Annotated in this window: 16 protein-coding genes, 1 pseudogene and 1 riboswitch; of the genes and pseudogenes, 1 reads left to right on the forward strand and 16 read right to left on the reverse strand. The window is 59.7% G+C overall.

Going from position 1 to position 22,093, the window contains the following annotated elements; translation table 11 throughout:
* Window positions 1–54 precede the first annotated feature (54 nt).
* From ABC395_RS20120 to ABC395_RS20170, 11 genes are all read right to left on the reverse strand, one after another.
* Entirely contained in the window at window positions 55–1,785 is a 1,731-nt protein-coding gene (locus tag ABC395_RS20120) for a glycosyltransferase (protein ID WP_413005675.1), read from the reverse strand.
* 272 nt (window positions 1,786–2,057) lie between these two features.
* Window positions 2,058–2,465, reverse strand: a complete 408-nt coding sequence (locus ABC395_RS20125; RefSeq protein ID WP_413005676.1) for a hypothetical protein — start codon at window positions 2,463–2,465, stop codon at window positions 2,058–2,060.
* Window positions 2,466–2,595: 130 nt separating this feature from the next.
* On the reverse strand, window positions 2,596–3,714 hold the full coding sequence (locus ABC395_RS20130; RefSeq protein ID WP_413005677.1) for a CgeB family protein: 1,119 nt from the start codon (window positions 3,712–3,714) through the stop codon (window positions 2,596–2,598).
* A 28-nt stretch (window positions 3,715–3,742) separates the two neighbouring features.
* The gene (locus ABC395_RS20135) at window positions 3,743–4,861 is read right to left on the reverse strand and encodes a CgeB family protein (RefSeq protein ID WP_413005678.1); all 1,119 of its coding nucleotides are present in this window, start codon (window positions 4,859–4,861) and stop codon (window positions 3,743–3,745) included.
* The gene (rfbD, locus tag ABC395_RS20140) at window positions 4,854–5,723 is read right to left on the reverse strand and encodes a dTDP-4-dehydrorhamnose reductase (protein WP_413005679.1); all 870 of its coding nucleotides are present in this window, start codon (window positions 5,721–5,723) and stop codon (window positions 4,854–4,856) included. The genes ABC395_RS20135 and rfbD overlap by 8 nt, the downstream gene beginning before the upstream one ends.
* Complete coding sequence (gene rfbB, locus ABC395_RS20145) at window positions 5,720–6,736, reverse strand: dTDP-glucose 4,6-dehydratase (protein ID WP_413005680.1); 1,017 nt, start codon at window positions 6,734–6,736, stop codon at window positions 5,720–5,722. Before rfbB ends, rfbD begins: the two co-directional genes overlap by 4 nt.
* Complete coding sequence (locus ABC395_RS20150; RefSeq protein WP_413005681.1) at window positions 6,736–7,458, reverse strand: sugar phosphate nucleotidyltransferase; 723 nt, start codon at window positions 7,456–7,458, stop codon at window positions 6,736–6,738. Before ABC395_RS20150 ends, rfbB begins: the two co-directional genes overlap by 1 nt.
* A 245-nt stretch (window positions 7,459–7,703) precedes the next feature.
* Window positions 7,704–9,338, reverse strand: coding sequence for a WIAG-tail domain (locus ABC395_RS20155; RefSeq protein ID WP_413005682.1), 1,635 nt, complete (start codon window positions 9,336–9,338; stop codon window positions 7,704–7,706).
* Window positions 9,298–14,175, reverse strand: a complete 4,878-nt coding sequence (locus ABC395_RS20160; RefSeq protein ID WP_413005683.1) for a beta strand repeat-containing protein — start codon at window positions 14,173–14,175, stop codon at window positions 9,298–9,300. The genes ABC395_RS20155 and ABC395_RS20160 overlap by 41 nt, the downstream gene beginning before the upstream one ends.
* Before the next feature lie 121 nt (window positions 14,176–14,296).
* On the reverse strand, window positions 14,297–15,448 hold the full coding sequence (locus tag ABC395_RS20165; protein ID WP_413005684.1) for a glycosyltransferase family 4 protein: 1,152 nt from the start codon (window positions 15,446–15,448) through the stop codon (window positions 14,297–14,299).
* A gap of 13 nt (window positions 15,449–15,461) precedes the next feature.
* Complete coding sequence (locus tag ABC395_RS20170; RefSeq protein ID WP_413005685.1) at window positions 15,462–15,797, reverse strand: L,D-transpeptidase; 336 nt, start codon at window positions 15,795–15,797, stop codon at window positions 15,462–15,464.
* A gap of 299 nt (window positions 15,798–16,096) precedes the next feature.
* Between ABC395_RS20170 and ABC395_RS20175 the strand changes: the two genes are divergently transcribed.
* Window positions 16,097–16,492, forward strand: a complete 396-nt coding sequence (locus ABC395_RS20175; RefSeq protein WP_413005686.1) for a VOC family protein — start codon at window positions 16,097–16,099, stop codon at window positions 16,490–16,492.
* A gap of 82 nt (window positions 16,493–16,574) precedes the next feature.
* Here the strand turns inward: ABC395_RS20175 and ABC395_RS20180 are convergent.
* From ABC395_RS20180 to ABC395_RS20200, 5 genes and pseudogenes are all read right to left on the reverse strand, one after another.
* Window positions 16,575–17,352, reverse strand: a pseudogene (locus ABC395_RS20180) (carbohydrate ABC transporter permease).
* Window positions 17,353–17,513: 161 nt separating this feature from the next.
* Window positions 17,514–18,404, reverse strand: a complete 891-nt coding sequence (locus ABC395_RS20185) for a carbohydrate ABC transporter permease (RefSeq protein ID WP_103995810.1) — start codon at window positions 18,402–18,404, stop codon at window positions 17,514–17,516.
* 91 nt (window positions 18,405–18,495) lie between these two features.
* Complete coding sequence (locus ABC395_RS20190; protein WP_413005687.1) at window positions 18,496–19,815, reverse strand: ABC transporter substrate-binding protein; 1,320 nt, start codon at window positions 19,813–19,815, stop codon at window positions 18,496–18,498.
* Window positions 19,816–19,902: 87 nt separating this feature from the next.
* Window positions 19,903–20,736: an HAD-IIA family hydrolase gene (locus ABC395_RS20195; RefSeq protein WP_413006778.1), complete on the reverse strand. Its 834-nt coding sequence runs from the start codon at window positions 20,734–20,736 to the stop codon at window positions 19,903–19,905.
* A 311-nt stretch (window positions 20,737–21,047) separates the two neighbouring features.
* Window positions 21,048–21,650: a glycerol-3-phosphate responsive antiterminator gene (locus tag ABC395_RS20200; RefSeq protein ID WP_413005688.1), complete on the reverse strand. Its 603-nt coding sequence runs from the start codon at window positions 21,648–21,650 to the stop codon at window positions 21,048–21,050.
* A gap of 204 nt (window positions 21,651–21,854) precedes the next feature.
* A riboswitch (Lysine riboswitch) is annotated at window positions 21,855–22,044 on the forward strand.
* The last annotated feature ends 49 nt before the right edge of the window (window positions 22,045–22,093 follow it).

The raw sequence follows: 22,093 nt of genomic DNA on the forward strand, positions 1-22,093 counted from the left end.
CCTTCCGTGATAGGCTTCTCTACTTGCTCCCCAGACCGGCCGCCGAACGGAATGTCAGGCCGGCTTGGCGCCGGAGCGCCCCTTCCGCGCCGTGCGCGCGCCTTTGCGGCGGGCCGGCTTGGCGCCGGAGCGCCCTTTCCGCGCCGTGCGCGCGCCTTTGCGGCGGGCCGGCCTGGCGCCGGAGCGTCCTTTCCGCGCCGTGCGCGCGCCTTTGCGGCGGGCCGGCTTGGCGCCGGAGCGTCCTTTCCGCGCCGTGCGCGCGCCTTTGCGGCGGGCCGGCTTGGCGCCGGGGCGTCCTTTCCGCGCCGTGCGCGCGCCTTTGCGGCGGGCCGGCCTGGCGCCGGTCCAGGGCGGCGGAGCGGCTTCGTCCGGGAAGCTCAGGCCCGTGCCGAGTGGCCGGGAAGCCAGCAGCGCCTCCGGAAGCTGCACCACGCCCGCTCCGAGCCGCTGCCGCTGCGCTTCGGTGACCGGGTAGCGGACGCCGTCCCGCAGCAGGTAGAGGCCCGGCTGCCCCCCTCTGGCGATGACCAGGGGACCCGGTACACTTCCGAGGACGGGCGGCGCCTGCAGCACCGGATTGTTCTGCCGGGCCGCCAGCCTGTTTTCCAGCCTCGCCAGAAGCTGCTCCTGTCTGGACCGGTAAGCTTCGATCCCGAAGGCATTCCGTACTGCGGAGAGGTTGGCATTTCCGGTCTGCATCCGCAGCAGCGGGTCCTCAATCAGCTCTCTCATCCGGGCCGCCAGGTTCCGGGTATCTCCTTTCGGCACAAGAAAACGGGCATTCCCGGTATACGCGAGAATTTCCCGCAGTCCGCCGGATTCGAAAGCGATCACCGGCTTACCGAACATCATGCCTTCCAAAGCGGTCATGCCGAAGCCTTCTTCGGTCAAGCTCGGAACGACGACGAAATCCATGGCCGTGTAGAGCGAGGCCACCTCTTTTTCGAACGCGGCCCAATGAAATCTTCCTTCGTAACCCGACCGCGCCGTCAGATCCCGGCACTGCCGGTAAAAAACGGGGTCCGTCGGTTTTCCCGCAATCAGATAATGAACATGGGGGTAGGCGGGACAAAGCTCCAGAGCGGCGCCGATAAAATGATCCAATCCCTTGAGCGGATAAATGTCCGAAGCGATATAGCCCGCCAGCACTTCACCGTCTCCGATGCCGAATTCTGCCCTGCGCTGCTCACGCAGCGGGCTCCAGCCGCCATTCTTCGCCTCCTCCGCATGCCAGGACGGATAAATTACAATCTGCGAGCCGGCTTCCCTGGCGCCGAAAGGGGCCAAAGTCGCTTCCGAGATGCCCGCCACCAAATCCGCATGCCGGTGAATAAAATCCGCCGAAACGGGCGTGAAAGCCGTATCCGTCATTTTTTCCGTAATCATCCAGAGCACCGGGATTCCGAGAGCCTTGGCCGCCATGGGCGGCAGCACGTTGACGCATGTATTGGAGATGACCAGATCAGGCCGGTATTGACCGAGCACGCGCAGCAATTCCACCAAAGCTCCCGGCTCCCGGGCCGGCAGCCCATCCAATTGTCCCGCGAGACCGGCATCCGGGGTGTACACCTCCCACACGAGAGGGAACGGTACAACCAGGGTATAGACGCCGGCCGCCCGCGCCTCCCGGGAAAGAACACCTTCGCCCGGTACGACCAGGATGCAGTCATGCCGTTCTTTCAGTTCCCGGGCCATGAAAAGCAGCAATTTCTCGGCACCGGTTATATGCTGCCTGGAGCACAAATGCGAGAACAGCATGATCCTTCGTGCATTCATCGGATACATACCTGCGGATCAGATATGGTGTTCACCTCCTTATCTGTGTGGGTAGTACAATATATTAGCGGGACATTCTACACGGCACGACAGTTGAACCCCTAACATTCGTACAATTTGGAAAAAGACCGGCCGTTTTCACGAGTACCCGCCCCTCCTCATGCCGGATTGCCACGGCGGACATCCCGCACATGCGGGGCAACGCGGCGGTTTGGCCATTTCCGGCCGCAAAAAAAAGGACTTCCCTTAGGAAGTCCCTGACGGGTATCCGCACCCGAACGCTATCCCGCCGGTGCCGCAGCTCCCAGAATCTGTTCCCCGTCCGCGACGCCATGAGATAAGCCGGCCTGGAAGCCGAAATCGTATCCTTCGTTAAAAGCCTGATTATAGGCGGCATCGGCCGCGGTTCTGCGTCTCACGGCTTCGGAAACAGGCCCTTTTTTACGCAGATTTTTCCCGCGGGCGCCTTTCTTCCCGCCGGTGCGTTTTCGGGAAACCGCTCCCGCTTTCCCGCTTTTCGCTGCGCCGGTCCCCGACGCTTTCTTCGGCCCGGACTTCCGTTTTACGGGAGCTTCCGATGCGGCCGCGGCGGCCGGAGTCCGCCGTTTCTTTAAAGATTTTGCGGCGGCCGCTCCGGCCGTCCGCGCTTTTTTTACCGGTGCCGGTCCGGCTCCTGTCTTCTTGTTCATAGTTGCTCTCGTCCCTTCCCCGCTAGCGGTATGGGCAGGCGGCAGCCGCGCCTACGCGCTTCCTTTACTATATGCCGGTGCAGCCCCCGCCGCTTTCCGCTTGCGCCCATTACCGGGTTTTACGAATGATTCACCCGAATACGACCCGGAACAAGTCCGTCAGCCGGTTCGTAAACGTATGCTCCCGCATCGTTCTGCCCAGTCCGCGCAGCCCGATTTCCCTGCCTTCTTCCTGGTGAGTCATGTAATATTCAAGCTTGTCGCGAAGTTCCTCCGCCGATCCGTAGGTCACGATCTCCGTACCGGGCTCGTAGAAACGGGACAAGTCGTTCCGGATATCCGTCAGTTGAAGCACGCCGCAGGCCGCAATCTCGAATGTGCGGGGATTGGGAGAAACGGCTTGGATTCCGCGGCTGTTGTTATTGAACTGTTCATCATCGTAGGCTCGGTGCAGATTGATAACGATTTTCGAGCCGTTATAATAATCGGCCGTTTCTTCGGGCCCCATCCACTTGTTAAGATTGATTCTCCCGGACAGTTTGGAATAAGCGGCGAGCCGGTCCCACCACAAGCCCGTAAAATGAACGTCGTGCCTGAGCAGCGTCGGCGTCAAGGAGTCGAAAATCTGGATCCGGTTCCAGTATCCCGAGCCGACGAAGCAGGCCCCCCTGTTGTTCCCTGCGGCAACGGCTCTGGGGCGGTAGACGGAAGGATTCACGGCGAGGGGCAGGTAGTGAACGTTCGGACATCCGCTCTCGCTGTAGAAGCTGACACAGTTCAGCTCCATCGTGAACACGTAGTCGAAAGACAGCGCCAGATTCAGCGTCACATCGGTATAATACGGATCGTCCAGCAGCCAGACGGCGGTCTTGATTCCCCAATTGCGGATAAGCTCCAACTGATCCATCGGGAGCATCATCGCATCGAGCACCAGAACAAAATCCGGCATTTCCCGGGCTGCCGTCAGCGCCAGGTCGGGAGTAGGCTGGGCAAAGACGAGTTCCCGCACCATCGGCCGGATGGTGTCGATAATCCCCGTATCCAGCGGGGAATAAGGAAGCCCCTTGCCGGACGTTACATAGAGCACTTTTTTATCCCAAAAAGCCGTAGACGCAAGAGAAATCCGGTTCATGATCGACTCGCACCGGCCCAGCCTGTAACCGGCTTCGGCGCCCAGGGCGTACCCGTTCTGCCAGCCTTCCGCTTGTTTTACGGCAAGAGACCGGCTCGTTTTGGACAGAGCAGCCATCTGCCCCACCTCCTTCTGCAAATTCCGTCTAGCCGAAAACGATTTGAAGCAGCTGGCTAAGCCTCGCTTCGAAGCTGTGGCTTACCCGCGTTCGCATCATTCCCCGGACGGCTATCTTTCTTCTTTCATCCTCATTCTGAAGATAATAGAGCAGCTTGCCTGCGCAGTCTTCCGGAGACTGGAACGTCTCTATTTCCGTTCCGGGGGTATAAAATTCCACGAGATCTCCCCGCAAATCCGTTAATTGAAACGCTCCGCAGGCCGCGATTTCATAGGTGCGCGGATTGATCGAGCCCGCCGGCAGGCCGATCGCATTCTTGCTGTACACGGGATCAAGCGGTGCCCGGTGCAGATTTAATACGATTCTGGCCCCGTTATAAAACTTTGCCGCCTCGTCCATCGGCTTCCACCCCAGATGAATGTCCGCGCGCAGCTGCTTGTAATGCTTCAGCCGGTCCCAGAGCGCGCCGATCAGCACCACTTTGCGGCCGGCCAGCACGGGAGCCAGTCTGTCGATAAAATCAATCCGGTTCGGAAAGGCGTTGCCGATGAAGCACACATCGCTCAGATAGGACGGTTCCGCCGGCTGCGGGAAATAAATGTGGCCTGCGGCGGCAAGGGGCAGATGGAACACGCGCTCGCAGCCGAGCGATCGGTAATACGCGACGGCATTGCGCTCATGGGTGAAAACGTAGTCGTAATGAGGCACAATTGCCGGCGTCAGATCCATAAAATACGGGTCATCCGCGAACCAGATCGCCGTCTTGATGCCGAGCTGCCGGACTCCGTCCGCCTGGGCCAGATGATCTTCCGGAAACACGTGGAGTCCGTTAAGCACCAGCATCATATCCGGCCTGGAGGCGGCCGCCGTCTGAAGCATATGCTCCGCCTTGCATACGATAAGCTCCCGCGTCAAGCTTGCCAACCCCTGCTGAATTCCCGCATCGATCGCCTCGAACCCCTGCAGGACGAACATGACGCGCTTATCGAAGAAGGCAAAGGCCGGTACGGGCAGCCGGTTCAGGACCGCCTGGCTGCCCCCGAAGCGGCGGCCCTGTTCCCAGCCCCGGACATAGCCTTCGCTCCGGGCCTTCTCCGCCGTTTTCGCGGGGCGCAGGCGGCGCTCTCGTTTACCCCGTTCACGCATGGCTGGCTTCTCTCCCGTCCGGCAGGTCCGTCAGCAGAAACTGGCGGAGGGCTTCCTTCCACGGACGGAGCGGCGCCACGCCGATCGCCCCGGCAGCCGTATCGGCCAGCGCCGAATGTGCCGGTCTCGCCGCCGGGAGAGGAAACATGTCGGCCTTGGCGCGCCTCAGCTTCACGCCTTCCAACCCGAGGACCCGGATAATCTCGCGGGCGAATTCGTACCGGGTGCAGACGCCTCCGTTCGAGCCGTGATACGTCCCGTATTCCTCGGTTTCAAGGAGCGATCCGATGAAGACGGCCAGATCGTAGCTGTAGGTCGGCGACCCGTACACGTCGTCGACGAGGCTCAGTTCGGCTCCTCTCCGGGCCTTCTCCACGATTTTCGAGACGAAATTGTTTCCGCCGCGGCCGTACAGCCAGGAGGTCCTGACGATAAAATGACGCTCGCAAAGCATCGACGCGAATTTTTCCCCATGCAGCTTGGAGGTTCCGTAAACACTGAGCGGATTCGGTTTATCCCGCTCGATATAAGGGGCGCCTTTGCAGCCGTCAAACACGTAATCCGTGCTGACGTAGACGAACTTCGCCCCGATGCTCGCCGCCGCCTCCGCCATGTGCCAGGTACCTGCCGAATTGACACGGTAGGCCCGGTCGATCTCGCGTTCCGCCCCGTCCACGTCCGTGTAGGCCGCCGCATGGATAATAATTTCGGGCTGTTCCCGGAATACGGCGGCCTGGGCTGCAGCTCCGTCTCCCACATCCAGCTCGTGCCGGGTCAAAGCCGCAAGCTTATGCCGCGGAGACAACACCCGGACAAGATCGTTTCCGAGCTGTCCGCCTGCTCCGGTGATCAATATTTTCACAGGAGACCGCCTCCTTTCAACAGAGGATGGCCCCTGTATTCCCCGCTTAAAATCCGTTCCCACCAGCGGCGGTTCCGGACATACCAGCCAACCGTGGAGCGGATCCCTTCCTCAAACGTGTGAGCGGGTTTCCAGCCCAGCTCGGCCGTGAGCTTGGAAGCATCGATCGCGTATCTTCTGTCGTGACCGGGCCGGTCCGCAACGAAAGTAATCAGGGTGTGCGGCTTTCCCAGTTCCTTCAGGACGCTCCGGGCGACCTCCAGATTCGTGCGCTCGCTGCCGCCCCCGACGTTGTAAACTTCACCCGGCCTGCCGGATTCAAGCACCGCGGCGACAGCCGCACAATGGTCCTCGACATGGAGCCAGTCGCGCACATACTCCCCGTCTCCGTAAAGAGGCAGCGGCAAATCCTGCAGGGCCCGGATAATAAGCGTCGGAATCAGTTTTTCGGGAAACTGCATCGGTCCGTAGTTGTTGGAGCAGCGTGTCACGATAACCGGATAGCCGTAAGTTTCGTAATAAGCCCGGGCCAGCAGATCCGAACCGGCTTTAGAGGCGGAATAGGGACTGTTGGGCGCAAGAGGAGTCTCTTCCGTAAAAATGCCGGAAGCTCCGAGAGTCCCGTATACTTCGTCTGTGGAAACATGGACGAACTTCGGAACGCCCGCACGGCGTGCGCTTTCCAGAAGCTGCTGGGTACCCAGAACGTTCGTCCGCACGAAAGCGGCAGGCTCCCGGATGCTCCGGTCCACGTGAGACTCCGCCGCGAAATGTACGACAGCGTCTATGGAAGTCCCGCCCATCAGCCGCTCCAGAAACGGGGCATTCCCGATATCACCGCGGATAAAACGGTAACGGGGCGAATCCTGCAGATCCGTCACATTGTACGGATTGCCGGCATAAGTAAGCAGGTCCAGATTAATCAGCGAATCCTGCGGATGACGGCTGTGCCAAAAGCGGATAAAATTGCTCCCGATAAAGCCCATACCGCCGGTTACGAGGAGAACGGCCATTACACTTCCTCCTCCTTCCACATGTGGCGGATCGCCTCATACAAAGATTCGTGAGTTCCCGCATCCACCCACCAGTTTTTCAGTATCCGGTAAGCGAGCCTCCCTTTAAGGGCGTATGCATTGTTGACGTCCGTTATTTCCAGTTCCCCCCGCTTGGAGGGCCGGCAGGATTTCAGAACATCGAATACCCCGGTATCATAGAAATAAATCCCCGTCACACTGTAAGAGGATTTCGGCCTTGCCGGCTTTTCATCGATACGTACAATCCGTCCTTCTTTCAAAACAGGTACTCCGTAACGTTCCGGATCCGGAACTTCCTTGAGCAGGACCAAAGCTCCTTCAGACTGGCTTTCGAAATCGCGAAGAAACGGCTCCAGAGAATCCTGAAAAAGATTATCCCCGAGCAGCATCACGAATTTCTCATCCCGCCCGACAAAACGCTCCGCAAGACCGAGCGCTTCGGCGATCCCGCCGGCCTGCTCCTGGACCGCGTACGTAATGGTAACGCCCCACTGCGAGCCGCTCCCCAAATATTCCGTATACAAACCGGCGGACTGCTTGCCCGTGACCAGCAAAATTTCTTTCACGCCCGCTTCCTTCAGTTTCATGACGGAATAATGAATCATCGGATATTTCCCGACAGGCAGAAGATGCTTATTCATCAGGTTCGTCAGGGGACGCAGTCTGCTTCCCGTTCCACCCGCCAGTATAACTCCTTTCACCAGGCATACCCCTTTCCCGCATGCTTTCCGGAAAACAAGAAAGCCGCTGCCAAACTTCACGATTTATTTTCCAGTTCATTCCTGAGGGTCATATGGTAAATCATATGCTTTTCCCCATTCCGCGAATAAGGACTTCCAACCACTCCGCTTAAAATTGGCTTTTGTACGGGGTTATTTATCCCGGTGTAAAAAGAAAAAACCTTCCCGTTAATGGAAGGTTTTCAGTGAAAATAATTTTTATAAGCTCAGTCTGCCGTATCAGCCTTGGAGCCGACCGCAATCCAGTTTAGCACGACGTCGAACGCGATCCCCGGCTGTGTCCGGACAATCGAGAGGACGGCCGTTTTCACCGTTTTCTGTTTGCATACCGCATAGCAGGCCGGGTGGCTTCCGGTCGCCACAAGCACGTAAGAGGCATTCGCAAAAGGTTCTTCGAAAGAAATCCCGATTTCCAGCACGTCGTCCTGCTCCTGGAAGCTGAAGGGCGCCAGACCGAACTGCTGAAGCACGGCCTTCTTGCCCGAAGGAGCCTGCACCGGCCGGAAGGCCAGCTTGCTCTCATCGACGGCCTCAGCCGCCAGATGCCCGGCATGCACCGATTCCGGGGCCAGCTTCTCTTCCGTTACGGAGCCTTCCGCCAGGTGGATGGGTTGGACCGCACCTGCGGAAATTTTGCTGAACGTAACGCTTCCGTCTGCCAAATGTCCGTTCTCGACGGATTGGCTCCGGAGGTGCACCGTTCCGACGGAATCCGCAGCGATTTTGTCTTCCGTGACAGAACCGTTTACAAGGTGCTCCGTGCCTACGGCATCGGCTTGCAAATGCGCGCTCCCTACGGCCGATGGCGCCAGCTTTGCGGAAGAAACCGCCTCGTCCGCAAGCTTTTCACCGGTCACCGCTTTGTTCGCGATAACGAGAGAGAGAACCGAGGAAGCCTGCAAATGCTGACTCGACACAGATCCCATCGCCAAGTGATCTTCCGTAATGCTCTTCGGAGTGAGCTGGCCATTGCCGTAATCGGCAGGCTCCCGGTTCGAAAGCGCGTCGGGATGAAGGTGCGCCCGCGTGATAGACCCCGGCTGGACATGATCGCCGGTCACCGCGCCTGCCGACAGCGCTTCGCTCGTCACCGCGCCGTTCGCCAGCGCTTCGCTCGTTACTGCGCCTGCTGCCAGCGCTTCGCTCGTCACGGCGCCTGCCGACAGCGCTTCGCCTGTCACGGCGCCTGCTGCCAGTGCTTCGCTCGTTACCGCGCCTGCCGCTAGCGCTTCGCTCGTCACCGCTCCTACCGACAGCGCTTCGCTCGTCACCGCGCCTGCCGCTAGCGCTTCGCCCGTCACCGCGCCTACCGACAGCGCTTCGCTCGTCACCGCGCCTGCCGCTAGCGCTTCGCCCGTCACCGCGCCTGCCGCCAGCGCTTCGCTCGTCACCGCTCCTGCCGCTAGCGCTTCGCCCGTCACCGCGCCTGCTGCCAGCGCTTCGCTCGTCACCGCGCCTGCCGACAGCGCTTCGCCCGTCACCGCGCCTGCCGACAGCGCTTCGCCTGTCACCGCGCCTGCTGCAAGCGCTTCGCTCGTCACCGCGCCTGCCGACAGCGCTTCGCTCGTCACCGCGCCTGCCGACAGCGCTTCGCCCGTCACCGCGCCTGCCGACAGCGCTTCGCCTGTCACCGCGCCTGCTGCTAGCGCTTCGCTCGTTACCGCGCCTGCCGCCAGCGCTTCGCTCGTCACCGCGCCTGCCGCTAGCGCTTCGCTCGTTACTGCGCCTGCCGCTAGCACTTCGCTCGTCACCGCTCCTTCGGCCAGCGCTTCGCCCGTTACGGCGCCGTTCGCCAGCGCCTTACTCGTTACCGAGCCATACGCCAGTGCTTTGCTCGTCACCGAGACCGCTTCCCAGCGCCTTACTCGTCACCGAGCCGTACGCCAGCGCTTCAATCGTGACCGAGCCGCTCGCCAGCGCTTCGCTCGTTACCGCTCTTACCGCAAGCGCTTCGCTCGTCACCGCGCCTTCCGCAAGTGCCTCGCTCGTTACCGCTCCGTTCGCCAATGCTTCGTTCGTTACCGCGCCGTACGCCAGTGCTTCGCTCGTCACCGAGCCATACGCCAGCGCTTCACTCGTTACCGCTCCGTTGGCCAGTGCTTCGCCCGTTACCGCTCCGTTCGCCAACGCTTCGCTCGTTACCGCGCCGTACGCCAGTGCCTCACTCGTCACCGCGCCTTCCGCCAGCGCTTCGCTCGTCACCGCGCCGTTCGCCAACGCCTCGTTCGTTACCGCGCCGTTCGCCAGTGCTTCGCCCGTTACCGAGCCTGCCCCCAGTGCTTCGCTCGTCACCGCACCATTTGCCAGTGCCTCGCTCGTCACCGCGCCTTCCGCCAGCGCTTGGCTCGTCACCGCACCGTTCGCCAGTGCTTCATTCGTTACCGAGCCATACGCCAAGGCTTCGCTCGTCACCGCGCCGCTCGCCAGCGCTTCGCTCGTCACGGCGCCTGCCGCCAGTGCTTCGCTCGTCACCGCACCGTATGCCAGTGCTTCATTCGTTACCGCGCCGTTCGCCAGCGCTTCGCTCGTCACCGCACCGATCGCCAGTGCCTCGCTCGTCACCGCACCGATTGCCAGTGCCTCGCTCGTCACCGCGCCGCTCGCCAATGCTTCACTCGTCACCGAGCCGCTCGCCAGTGCCTCGCTCGTCACCGCGCCTGCCGCCAGTGCTTCGCTCGTCACCGCGCCCGCCGCCAATGCTTCGCTCGTCACGGCTCCGCTCGCCAATGCCTCGCTCGTCACGGCTCCGCTCGCCAGTGCTTCGCTTGCCACCGCTCCGTTCGCCAGCGCTTCACTTGTCACCACGCCTGCTCCCAGCGCTTCGCTCGTCACCGCGCCGTTCGCCAGCGCTTCGCTTGTCACCGCTCCTGCCGCCAGTGCTTCGCTTGTCACCGCACCTGCTCCCAGCGCTTCGCTCGTTACCGAGCCGTTCGCCAGCGCTTCGCCCGTCACCGCGCCTGCCGCAAGTGCCTCGCTTGTCACCGCGCCGTTCGCCAGTGCTTCACTCGTCACCGCTCCTGCCGCCAGCGCCTCACTCGTCACCGTGCCTTCCGCGAGCGCTTCACTCGTCACCGCGCCGCTCGCCAGCGCTTCGCTCGTCACCGATCCGCTCGCCAGCGCTTTGCTCGTCACGGCTCCATACGCCAGCGCTTTACTCGTCACCGCGCCGCTCCCGAGCGCTTTACTCGTCACCGCGCCATATGCCAGCGTTTCATTCGTCACGGCTCCACTCGCCAGCGCTTCGCTCGTTACCGCCCCTGCCGCCAGCGCTTCGCTGGTCACGGCTCCTTCCGCCAGCGTTTCGCTCGTCACCGCGCCGTACGCCAGTGCTTCACTCGTCACCGCTCCTGCCGCCAGTGCTTCGCTCGTCACCGCGCCTTCGGCCAATGCCTCACTCGTCACCGCGCCTTCCGCCAGCGCCTTGCTCGTCACGGCTCCATACGCGAGCGTTTCACTAGTTACCGCGCCGTACGCGAGCGTTTCGCTCGTTACCGCTCCGTTCGCCAGCGCTTCGCTCGTTACCGCTCCGTTCGCCAGCGCTTCACTGGTCACCGCTCCTTCCGCCAGCGCTTCGCTCGTCACCGCGCCTTCCGCCAGCGCCTCACTCGTCACCGCTCCTGCCGCCAGCGCTTCACTCGTCACCGCGCCTTCTGCCAGCGCTTCGCTCGTCACCGCGCCTTCTGCCAGTGCTTCGCTCGTCACCGCGCCTTCCGCCAGCGCTTCGCTCGTTACCGCTCCGTACGCGAGCGTTTCACTCGTCACCGATCCTGCCGACAGTGCTTTGCTCGTTACGGCGCCTTCCGCCAGAGCCTCACTCGTTACCGCGCCATACGCCAGCGCTTCACTCGTTACCGCTCCGTACGCCAGCGCTTCGCTCGTCACCGCGCCTTCCGCCAGCGCTTCGCTCGTTACCGCGCCGTACGCGAGCGTTTCACTCGTAACTGCGCCTTCCGCCAGTTCGTCACTCGTCACGGCGCCCGCCGCCAGCGCTTCACTCGTTACCGCGCCTTCCGCCAAAGCCTCGCTCGTCACCGCTCCATACGCCAGCGCTTCACTCGTCACGGCACCTTCACCCAGCGCTCCGCTCGTTACGGCGCCTTCCGCCAGAGCCTTACTGGTCACGGCACCGCTCGCCAGCGCTTCGCTCGTTACGGCATCTTCCGCGAGTGCTTCGCTCGTCACGGACCCGTTCGCGAGCGCATCTCTTGTTACGGCTCCGCTTGCCAGAGCATCCCTCGTCACGGCACCTTCCGCGAGCACCTCGCTCGTTACGGCGCCTGCCGTCAGCGCATCGCTCGTCACCGATCCTGCGGCCAGTGCCCTGCTTGTCACCGATCCTGCAGCCAGCGCTTTGCTTGTCACGGCGCCTTCCGCCAGTACTCTGCCTGTCACCGAGTCTGCCGCCAGCTTCTCGCTCGTCACCGAACCCGCCGCCAGAACGTCCCTCGTCACAGCCCCGCTGGCAAGCGCATCACTCGTCACCGCGCCGCTCGCCAGCGCCTTGTTCGTCACGGCACCGTTCGCCAGCGCTTTGCTGGTTACGGCGGCTTCCGCCAGCGTTTCGCTGGTCACGGCATTGTCCGACAACGCTTCATTCGTCACGGCTCCGCCCGCCAGCGCCTCGCTCGTCACCGCACCTTTGGCAAGATGCTGCTGCTTGACAGCGCCCGCCGCCAGATGGCGTCCTTCCACAGCGCTGGAGGCAAGATGGATACCGCTGACCGAGCCTTCCTTCAGGTGGCTTCCGTTCACGCCCTGTTCGGATATCTTAGCCGCCGTAATGGCGTTGTTCGCGATATGAACGGATTGAACGCTGAACGGCTGGATATGCTCGCTTTCAACGGCTCCGCGGGCAAGCTTTTTACCCGTCACACTGCTGTCATTCAGTTTGGCCGTGCTCACTGCGTAGTCCGTCAGTTTATCCGTCGAAACGGATTCCGTCGCAAGCTTCGACGTGGTGACAGCCTGATTCGCCAAGTGCGTCGTCAAAACGGCACTTTCGTCAATATGCCGGCTTTCGACGGCTCTCCGGCCGATTTTACCTGATTTAACGGCCCCGTTCTCGATCAGCTCCTCGGTAATCTGAGCTCCGCCGATATGACCGGAACGGATTTCTCCCTCCGCGATGTGAACCGAGAGAACGGAACCGTCCGCCAAGTGCTCGGGACGCACCGATTTTTTCGCAAGCTCCCGGGAGCCTACCGATTCTTCCGCCAATTGGGCGGAATTTACGACACCCGGGGTCAGTTTTTCCCGTGTCACGGAACCCGGTTTCAAATGCTCGCTCCCGATCACTCCGCTTCCGATATGCTGATCCCCTACCGACCCTTTCGCCAGGTGGGCGGCATTTACCGCACTTGCGGAAATTTTGTCCCCCGTTATCGTTCCGGGCGCCAAGTGGGAAGCCGAGATGCTGGCCGGCGCTATTTTTTCCCCGGTTACCGCTTCATTCCGGAGCTTCTCGGTAGTAATCGCATCTTCGGCAAGCTTTGCCGAATTGATGACATAGTTGCCCAGATGGCGGGACTGGACGGCGCCGCTTTTGATTTTATCCGAAGTCACGGCCTGATCTTCAAGAAGCTCAGGGGTGATACTGGCTTCGGCCAAGTGGTGCGACTGAATCGAATAAGGGGCCAATTTGGCGGCATCAATTGTTCCGTCGGCCAATTTTTCCACCGTGATGCTTTTGTCCGCAATCTTATCGCTGGTAATCGTGCGGATCTGAATATGATCGCCGTTCACAATGCCGTAAGCCAAATGTTCGCGGAGCACCGCACCGGGAGCAAGCTTCTCGCTGGTCACGCTGCCGTCGGCCAGTTTCGAGCGCTCAACCGAAAAATCCTGGAGAGAGCGTGTGCCGATGCTGTTCGGCTTCATTTTCGACTCGTCGATGGCTCGGCTGGCGATTTTCTCGCCCGTAACGGCGGCTTCCACGATATCGTCGGTGTATACGACACCCTCGCTGCCCCGTTCTTCTTTGCGCTCGGACAAAAGCAGCAGCGGCGAACCGTTTCTGCCGGTTTTCACGGTGTCCGGTCGGGCCTCGCGCTTTGAATCTCCGGCATCCTCCGAAGCTTCCGAAGCTTTCGAAGCCGCTTCAACTTCCGGCACTTCCCGGGGCGCCGGAGCTTTCGGCGCTGCCCGCACCTCCGGAGGTGCCTGGGCTTCCGGTACTTCCGGTACTTCTTCATCTTCCGGATCATCGGAATCCCCGGCTGTTTCATCTTCGTCCTCTTCGCTTACCCGCAACTCCCGCTCCTCGTCCCGCAGCAGCAAATCTTCTTCGAAATCCTCGGGCATTTCCTCCCCGGCCAACATATCCTCTTCGGACATCAGCTCGGCGGCAACCGACTTGATCTCGCTTTTTCCGCGGGGGGCTGACGTGTATTCCTTCGGGACTTTCCTATCCGGTTCCGTCTGCTTTCCTCCCCCGGATGCTCCTTCTGCTTTTGCCCGGAGGAGGCCTTGAGGCTTAGACTTCTCCGGCGCCCCTCTTTTGGGTTCCCCCGACGGAACGGCTTTGCGGACCGCTTCGGCTTCCGCTTTGGAAATGACCGCATCGGCATGCCCCTTCTTCTTCGGCTCTTCATCGAGCCAGCGCAATTCATTCATGCTCGCGTTGTATTTACTGGAGGCCGGACGCTGCGCGCCTCCCGCCGGATTTTTCTTTTTTTTCATTCCCATCTCCCTTTCCGGTTCTTCTCCCTCCTATATCCTATGCAGCGTTCCGCTCCGGTGTTTATGCCTATTTATGAAAAAAAAGGCGCGGACATCGTCCGGCCCCGATCACTTATTTTTTTCAGGGAAGCAGGCTGTAAAAAGCCCGCTGCCTCTCCGCCATCTTCTCCCACGTGTAGAGCTCCGCCACCCGCTCCAGGGAGCGCTGACCCATCTGCCGCCTCAGCTCGTCATCGGCCAGAATCCGGGTGATAGCCTGCGCCAGCTCCGCTTCCACCGACTGGAGGGGCACCAGCAGCCCCGTCGCTTCGTGAAGAACAATCTCGGGAATGCCCCCGACCCGCGTGGCGACAACCGGCACACCCGAGGACATGGCCTCGACGTTGACGAGACCGAACGCTTCGATCCGCATGGAAGGAACGGCAACGACGTCGGCCAGACGGAACCAGGCCGGGATTGAATCGTGCGACACGTAAGGAATGAAGCGGATGTGATCCGGATACCGGGCCGCCAGCCTTTTCAGCTTCCTGACGTAAGCGGTCTGTCTCGTGCTGCCGTAGCCCGCGCCGCCGATGACGAGCAGCACCGCATCGGGATGAGCCGCAAACACGGCGGGCATCGCGCGCAGCAGCTGCTCGACGCCCTTCATCGGCATAAGCCGCCCGGCGAAGACAACCACTTTGCGCCCCGACAGCCCCAGGGACGCCAGCATCTCCTGCCGGGCCTCCTCGTGGAACATCCGGGGAGCGAAAATCGAAGGGTCCGCTCCAAGCGGATTCACGACTACCTTGTGAGCGACGGAAGGGGCCCGCCGTATAACCTCCCGGCGCAAATAGTCGCTGTTGACGAAAATGAGATCGGCGCAGCGGAGGCATTCGGCGGCCTCTTTGCGCCCGATATGTGGCTTCGATATGAAGGTGATCGAATGCAGGCCGAGGCAGATGGTCGCCCGTTTCATCCGCTTCCGCAAATAACGGACGAACCGGGGCCGGTTTTCCACCTGGATGAGATCGGGGTTCATCGGCCTGAGCTTCCGGTAAACCGCCTCGATGTAGGGCAGACCGCTTTTAAAGCTGGGCCGCACATAGGTGACGCCTCCGATCTGCTCCCTTGCCGGCCTGCGCCTCGTTCTTCTTCCCAGAACGGTGACCTGCGCCGTCTCGCTGAGCCGGTCCGCCAGACGCTCCACCACATGCTCAACCGAACTGCTGGTTCCGGAAGGAACGGCGAACGATCCCGGCGACACGATAGCTATGGATGAGATGTTCATCATTCACCTTCCTCTCTTATGGGTGAATCCGCACGACGGTGCCGATCGGAACGAGGCGGGACAGCGCCAGCACATCCTTGTTGTGCATTCTGATGCAGCCGTGGGAAGAACGCTTGCCGATGGAAGAAGGATCATTCGTTCCGTGGATGCCGTAATGCTTCTTCGACAACCCCATCCAGAAAGCTCCGAAAGGTCCGCCGGGATTCGGCTCCTTGTTGACGATAGTGAACGTGCCCTCCGGGGTGCTCGTTCCCACCTTCCCTACACCGACCGGATAAGTCTTCACGGTTTTGCCGTCATCGGATAACGTCAGGACAAATGTCGAGGTATTGATATCGATGCGATATGCCATCTTGTGACCTCCTTAGGTACTGCATCCAGACCTTCTAACCTTCTGCAAAACGCTCCTCCTATAAGATATGACGGCCGGACTCGCCTTGGTTGGGTAAATTGCCAATAGAAAAACACCCGCAGCCGCGTCCGCCTGCAAATAAAGGGCGGTTCGAAACGGAAGCCGGGTATCTTTTTAACGCTATAAACATCCGATAAATTAAGTTTTATTGATTTTTACAAAGAAGCTTCCCTCTCCCTTGTGCTATGCTGACCATAATGCCGGCATTTTACATTTTAAATAGAAGGGGAAGAAAAGTAATGAAAAGCGGGTTCACTTCCTGTCTGCAAATTTTTCCGGTTCCCCGTCTTCAGGAGACGGCGGGCTTTTACGAACGCCTCGGTTTCAGGGCCGTCTACTATCTTGAAGCCTCCGAACCTCACGTCTGCCTTTATAAAGACGCCGTCGAAATCGTGCTGACGGCCTCCAAGCTGGGTGCTATCGTGCCTAACCGGGTCGTTCACGGCTGCGGGTACGATGCGTATTTGATCACGGACTTCCAGGAGGACATCGAAGCCGAACTCGTCCGGCTGGGCGTGAAAATCGTCCGCTCCCTGTCCGTAACGGACTACGGCAACCGCGAGCTGGTTTTCGAAGATATCGACGGACGCTGGATTGCGGTCGGTAAAAAACTGAAAAGGGCCGCTACCGGGTAGCGGCCCTTTTTATTGTCGTTATATCGGCATGCCGGTATAACGGATGAATTCTCATCGTCATGCGATTCCTTCGCGGATGAGGTTATTTGATGCCCGACTGCATAAAGCTGTTCATAAACTGGCGCTGGAACAGCAGGAAACCGGCCAGAAGAGGCGCAATCACGATCAGCGTAGCCGCGCTCACCTCGGCCCACTGGGCTCCGGTTTCGAACGATTGGGCGAAAATGGCCAGACCGACCGTCAGCGGACGGTTTTCTACCGAGTTCGTTACGATAAGCGGCCAGAGGAAATTGTTCCAGTGATAGCTGACCGATACGAGGGCGAAAGCCACGTAAGACGGGCGGGCAAGCGGCACATAGATGCGCCACAAGATCTGCCACTTCGTGCAGCCCTCCATCACGGCGGCTTCATCCAGTTCGGGAGGAATCGTCTTAAACATCTGCCTCAGCAGAAAAATACCGAAAGCCGAAGCGAAATACGGAAGCATGATCCCCAGTTTCGTGTCGAGCAGGCTCAGCTCTTTGAGCACGTTGTAGTTCGGGAAAACGAGCACGTCGGCCGGAATCATGATCTGCACGAGAAACAGCATAAAGACAAATTCTTTGCCTTTAAAATTCAGCCGGGCAAAAGCAAAGGCCGCCATCGTTACGGTTAGCAGTCTGAACGATCAGAATGCCTCCCGTAATGAGCAGCGTGTTGCCGTAGTAAAGGCCGAACGGAGCGGCCGACCAGACATGCCGGAAATGCTCCAGGGTAAAATCCCACGACAGCGTGGGATTGATAACGGAATCTTTGGGCCGGAATGCGGTCCACAGCATCCAGACCAGAGGTACGATCCAGACGAGCGCGACGATAAACATGAGCGCATTCAGCCAGAAATCGAGGGTCAGCGGTCCGCGGGCGAGCAGCCTGCGTCTGGCGGATGCGGGCCTCTCCGTGCCGCCGCGGCGTGAAGCTTCGGGTGCCGCAGTCCCGGCGGTTGTGGAAGTCATAAGTTCCACCCTCCTTTTTTAGCGCAAAATTAACGGTAGTGAATGTTCTTGTCGAGTCCGAAATATTGAAGCGCCGCAAACGCCATCAGCAGAACGATCATCACCATCGTCAAAGCCGAGGCCAGTCCCTGATCCCAGAAGCTGAACGCTGTATCGTAAATATAGAAAAGAAGAAGGTTGCTCGCGTTGTCGGGGCCGCCTTTTGTCATAATGAACAGGTGATCGACCAGCTTGAACGAATTCGTCAAAGCCACGATCATCACAAACAGCGTCGTCGGCATAAGCAGCGGAAACGTAATTTTACGAAATACGGTCCAGCGTCCGACCCCGTCCATTTCGGCGGATTCATACAAGTCCTTCGGAATATTCTGCAGACCGGCGAGATAGAAAATCATCAGATATCCCGCTTCTTTCCAGACGATCATCGCAATCATCGCCCACATGACCGTTTCCTGGCTTCCCAGAATATTGACCGCCTGGGATTGTCCCAGCCAGCCCATCGCTCTGCTGAGCAGCCCGTACTGCGGCGTATAAATGAACAGCCATACGTTGGCGATGGCGATCATCGGTATCATGTTCGGGTAAAAGAAAGCCGTACGGACGAACCCTTTCGCCCGGAGCGCTTTATTGGCGAACGCCGCCATGACCAGCGCGAGCGCGATAGCCGTCGGCACCGTGCCGATCGCAAACCAGACGTTGTTGCGCAGCACTTTCCAGAAGACGGCGTCCTCCGCCATATGCTTGTAATTGTCGAGTCCCGTAAAAATCGGCTGCGGCGTAGCCAGATCAGCCTGATGGAAGCTTAGGATCAGTGTCTTGAGCATCGGATAAAACGTAAACAGAATAAGAAACACCAGTGACGGCAGCAGAAGCAGCCACGCAAACCCGTTTTCTTTCCAAACCGCGACTTTCCCGGTCATTGTCTTCCCTCCCTGCGCTTTCCGGCCGGTTGAATAAAGAATCGGCAGAGCCAAAGGAGACCCTGCCGACCGCATTTCCGCTCCGGCCCGCTTACTTGTTGAACGGCGCCAGCGCCTTGTCCGCTTCTTCCTGTGCTTTCTTGAGCGCAGCCGCCGGTTCCGCCGCACCGGTAAGCACCGCCTGAAGCTGATCGCTCAGCGCTTTGGACACTTTACCGTTGTTGTGCGTGGACAGCTCGGCTGCCGCATGCTGGAGCTGATCGCGGGCGACAAGCGCCGGCGGGAACTCCGCTACGTACTTTTTCATCACGTCGGTTTCGTAAGCGGACTTGCGCACGCCCACGTAGCCCGTTTCGATGCTCCATTTGGCCGCACGTTCAGGCTCCGTCATGAACTTGACGAACTTCCAGGCCGCTTCCTGCTTTTTCTTGTCGATATCTTTGAAAATGTAGAAGTTGCCGCCGCCCGTCGGGCTGCCGTACGATTTCTTCTGCGGCAGGAACGTCACGCCGAAATCGAACTTCGCGTTTTTCTTCACGTTCGTCAGGTTGCCTGTCGTATGGTACATCATCGCGGTTTTACCGGCGATAAAGTCGGACGGCACCGTCGCCCACTCCGTTACGCCTTCCGGCATAATTTTGTCCTTGCGGGCCATATCGGACCAGAATTGAAGCCCTTCGGCGTTTTCTTTTGTATCGAAAAAGACTTTCTTTCCGTCTTCGCTCATCAGGTTCTTGCCGTTTTGCAGGGAGAACGTCTGCATCATCCAGTAAGCGAAACCGGATACCGGAATTTCAAGCCCCCAGCGGCCTTCCTTCTTCAGCTTCTTGCCGTATTCGGCCATCTCTTCCCATGTTGTCGGCGGTTTGTTAGGATCAAGACCCGCTTCCTTGAACATGTCCTTGTTGTAGTAAAGGACGATCGTGCTGCGCTGGAACGGGATGCTGTACGTTTTGCCGCCCGTCTGGGAGTTGGCCAGGAAAGCCGGGTAGAAGTCCGACAGCCAGTTCTTGTCTTCCTTGGCGATAAACTCGTCCAGCGGAATGATCGCATTCATGTCCAGCAGGCTGTAAAGCTCCGTCGACAGGTTAACGGCCACGTCCGGAGGCGTTTTGCCCTGTACGCCCGCCTGGGTTTTCACGGTCGTATCCGCGTAGCTTCCGGTGTATACCGGCTTCACGGTGATGTCCGGGTTTTCTTTTGTAAAATCGGCCGCCATCGCTTCGATCGTGGCCGTCAGAGGGCCGCCTACGGCGATCGGGTAGTAGAACGTCAGCTCGGTTTTCTCTTTCGCTTTTTCCGTTCCCGCCCCCGGGGTGCTTGCGCTCGTTTCCGCTTGAGGCTTGGCGCAGCCCGCCATCAAACTTGCCGTAAGCAGTGTCAACACACTCATTTTCGCGATTGTCCGCATTGGATAGTCTCCCCCAAATAAAATGATTTCGGTACTTGCAGTACACCGTGCTTGTCCCCAATGTAACACTCGATTTCCACCGCTGCGTTAACGTTTTGTAATGGGGATGTTAAATATTTCTTCATCGGAAGGCTTCGCAAACGCCTCCAGTGTCGGTACGATCCAGTCCGGCATGACCGTCCCCGCTCTCACCTCCTCCAAAGTCGCCGCGCCCGTCAGTACGAGCGCGGTGCGCATGCCGCTGGCGCGGCCCAGCATGATGTCCGTCTCCAGACGGTCGCCGATCATGACGCACCGCTCCGCCGCCTTGCCGGTCCGGCGGAGGGCCACCCGCGCATAGTGCGGCGACGGCTTGCCCGCGACGACCGACGCGCGAACGCCCGAAGCCGCCTCGATGGCGGCGGTCATGGCACCGGTGTCGGGCAGCTCGTCGCCTTCCACCGGACAGAACGTGTCCGGGTTGCAGGCGATGAGCTCCGCCCCGGACCGCAGCGCCCTGGACGCGGCATGAAGCTTCGCATAGTCGAAGCGCCGGTCCATGCCGACGACCACGTGCGTGGCCTCCAGGGGCGACCGCACGACGCGGATACGCTGCGCGTCCAGCTCCGCGATCAGCGCTTCCTCGCCGACGGCGAGCACCCGGGCCTGCGGAGCCCGCTCCGCCAGGTAGGCGGCGGCGGCCGCCGCGGCCGTCACGACCTGCTCGTCGCGGACGGCAAGGCCCAGCCCACGCAGGCGGCGGCCGCAGTCCGCGGCCGTCTGCGTCGTCGTGTTGGTCAGGAAGCCGACCGTCTTGCCGGCTTCCTCCAGCGAGCGGAGCAGCTCCGCCGCTCCGGGAAGAAGACGTCCTCCGAGGAAGATCGTCCCGTCGAGATCAAAAAAATAAGCTTCTGCGTCGTTCCATTCTGTCAGACCCCGCAACCGTTTTGCCTCCTCAAACACTTCACCGGCGGGAAGAAGACAACCCAAAAAACCCTTCATCCAATACGCGCCTGGCACAGGAAACAAGCGTACAAACGGCCCCCCGTCGATAGCGGGACTTCCGTCGTGCCTTGCCCTTGCGGCGAATACTGCATAAAGGGTTTTCTCCTCATCTCAACCCTTACCGATTCAGTTGGTTCTCTCTTTGCTTCTACTTTATCTCTCCAGTGTTAGCGCTGTATGAACGGGGTTTTAAAGATTTGTAAAGATAACGGATGCCGTCGGCCAAGCCCCGCAGGCCCCTCTGCGGATTAACGCACAATCGCCTCGTCCGCGCGCGGACGCTTCGCTTCCTTCACCCACAGAGCCCGGCTGCCCATGGAAACCGCCGCAGCCCCCGCCTGTAAAGCCGTTTCAATCTCTTCATGGTGGTGGATCAACCCTCCCGCTATGACCGGCACGCTCAGCCTCTCGCTGACTTCCGTAATCACGCGCGGAATCAGCCCCGGCATAATCTCCACGGCGTCGGGCGCGCTCTGCTGGACGTTGGCGATGCCGTTCTCCAGAGCCGCCGAATCGATAAGGAACAAGCGCTGAACGGCCGCCAGGCCATTCTTTTTCGCGTGCTTGATCAAATGCGTTTTCGTGGAAATAATACCGGTCGGCCTGACCTTCTCGGCCAAATATTTAATAATGATGGGATCGCTTCCGAGCCCGGCTATGAAATCAACGTGCAAAAACACCTTTTTGCCGCTGTCGAGCACCTGCTTCACATAATCCTGAACGGTGAACAAATCACCGACCAGCAGAAAAACGACCGGAAGGTCGCTTGCGCAAGCCAGTTTCAAATCCTCCGAATGCCGGACGGCCGCAATGATGCGTCTCGGTCCCAGATTGCCGATTCCTTTATCCATAGTCACCCTTCTTTCTTCCGTCCCCATTATCGTAACCCCGGCCTGTTTGCCCTGTATTAACGGCATGTTTTTTCGTTGTAAAATCAGCCGGAAAAATATTTGTATCCGTTTCCAGTTTCTCCTATTGCCACTATTCCGCTTTTTATCTATACTGAACGATGTACCTTTTTACAAAAACTTAATAGCAAGTTCCTCATCCATTTTCGATGAGGTAGAGGTTGCGGGTGCTAGGAGTATTCCGGGGGAGACGATAGAGACGTCAGTGAAGCCGGGAGAAAGGAGCAGCCGCCGAAATTCGGGCCGTCTCTCTTGCGTCCGGATTGGGTCCGTTCCCGAACAGGGGCGGAACTGTCACTGCTGCCCTTCCAAGCAGCGGTGTTGCGCTATCTTCATGGAAAAGGCGAGATAGAAGCAGCAGCCGCGAAAACTCCTTTTCGGGGCTT

It is taken from the genome of Paenibacillus canaveralius (assembly GCF_047238265.1).
Lineage (GTDB): Bacteria > Bacillota > Bacilli > Paenibacillales > NBRC-103111 > Paenibacillus_F.